Origin of the sequence: Myxococcus sp. RHSTA-1-4 (genome assembly GCF_020037125.1) — a bacterium.
Classification (GTDB): Bacteria; Myxococcota; Myxococcia; order Myxococcales; family Myxococcaceae; genus Myxococcus.
Window position 1 is genome coordinate 1 of record NZ_JAIQDG010000102.1, and the last position, 2,144, is coordinate 2,144.

General features: G+C 69.1%; 1 protein-coding gene. It reads left to right on the forward strand.

The window, feature by feature from the left end; genetic code table 11:
- Positions 1–2,144: non-ribosomal peptide synthetase (locus K8638_RS44070; RefSeq protein WP_223760792.1), on the forward strand; the 2,144-nt coding region annotated here is incomplete at both ends.

Sequence of the window (2,144 nt, forward strand, 5' to 3'; positions counted from 1 at the left end):
GCCATCCTCAAGGCCGGTGGTGCCTACGTCCCTCTCGACCCGGACTATCCCGCCGAACGCCTCTCCTTCATGGCTCGCGATGCCCGGCTCGCCGCCCTCATCACGGGGAGCGCTCCTTCCCAACGCGTTCCCCAGGGGGAATGGCCCCAGCTCCGCCTGGATGAGCTATCGCCTGAACTGGAGCAAAGCAGCCCAGCTCCACTCCCGTGTGACAGCACCGCCGATGACCTGGCGCACATCATCTACACGTCGGGTTCGACGGGCCACCCCAAGGGCGTGTGCATCCCGCACCGGGGCGTCAGCCGGCTGGTCCTCGGTGCTGACTACCTGCCCCTGGGCCCCGAGAACCGCGTGGCGCAACTCTCCACCATCTCCTTCGATGCCTCCACCTTCGAGGTGTGGAGCGCGCTGCTCAACGGCGCCGCGCTCGTCATCTTCGACAAGGACGAGGTCCTCGAGCCCGCGGTCCTCGCTCGCAGGCTGCGGGAGGAGCGCATCACCGGGATGCTCATTCCGACCGCCCTCTTCAATCTCACGGCCCGCACGCGTCCCGATGCATTCCAGGGGCTGCGGTGGATGCTCGTCGGTGGGGAGGTCATCGACGTCGCCTGCGTCAAGGCCGTGCTCTCACACGGAGCCCCCGAAGCGCTGGTGAACGCCTACGGCCCCACGGAGAACACCACCCTCAGCACCACCCACCGGATGAACCACGTCGAGCCGGGTGCGCTCTCCATCCCCATCGGGCGGCCAGTCTCCAACAACACCGCCTACGTGCTCGACGCCGCGCTTCAGCCCGTGCCTACCGGCGTCACCGGAGAACTCTTCGTCGGTGGCGACGGTCTGGCCTGGGGCTACTGGGACAAGCCCGAGCTCACCGCGGAGTGCTTCATCCCCCATCCCTTCTCCTCCTCACCGGGCGCACGCCTCTACCGCACCGGTGACCTGGTGCGCAGACGCCACGACGGGACCCTCGACTTCGTCGGCCGCCGCGACAACCAGGTCAAGCTGCGCGGCTTCCGCATCGAGCTGGGCGAAGTCGAGTCCGCACTTCTCCAGCACCCCTCCGTCCGTCAGGCCCTCGTCCTCGTTCGCGAGGACATCCCCGGTGACAAGCGCCTGGTCGCCTACGTCGCCGCGGACTCCTCCGCCGCGTCCCTCCGCGAGCACCTGGTGTCACTGCTTCCCGGACACATGGTGCCTTCCTCCTTCGTCCTCCTCGACGCGCTGCCCCTCTCCGCCAACGGAAAGCTCGACCGCAAGGCGCTGCCGGCTCCGCGAGACGTCGCCCCTGCCACCGACGGCGGTCTCCCGCCGCGACAGTTGACGGCCGTGGAGCAGGAAGTTGCCGCCATCTGGTGCGCCGTGCTCCAGGTGTCGGCGCCCGATCCTCGCGCCAGCTTCTTCGAGCTGGGTGGCCATTCGCTCCTGGCCACCCAGGTGGTGTCTCGCATCCAGGAAACGTTCGGCGTACCGCTGTCGGTACGCACGCTCTTCGAGGCGCCGACCATCGAAGGTCTGGCCCACGCGGTGGAACAGCGCCTCAACGCCATCGCGCCATCTGGACCCTCCGCAATCCCCGCCCTTCGGAGGGACGGCCCGCTGCCCCTGTCGTTCGCGCAGGAGCGGCTGTGGTTCCTCAGCCGGCTCCATGACGACCACGCCGTCTACAACATGCCCATGGCCATCCGGCTGGAAGGGCCGCTGGACGAGGAGGCCCTGGAGGCCAGCCTCCAGGCGCTGGTCTCGCGTCACGAGTCCCTGCGCACCTGCTTCCCAGGTGAAGGTGTCCCCGCGCAGCACGTCTTCCCGGAGCCGGATGTCCGTCTGGAGCGGGCCTCGGCGGACTCCGAGGAAGCGGCGCGGGAGCTGTTGCAGGAGATGACCCGGTGCGCATTCGACCTGGCCCGGGGCCCGCTGTTCCGCGCGCTGCTGCTGAAGACCGGTGAGGCGCGGTACGTGCTGCTGCTCAACCTGCACCACATCATCTCCGACGGCTGGTCTCTGGGCGTGCTCTACCGTGAGCTGTCCGCCGAGTACCGCGCTCGCCTCGCCGGCCTGCCCTCGCCGCTGCCTCCGCTGTCCATCCAGTACGCCGACTTCGCCGCCTGGCAGCGCCAGTGGCTGCGGGGCGACGTGCTCCAGCG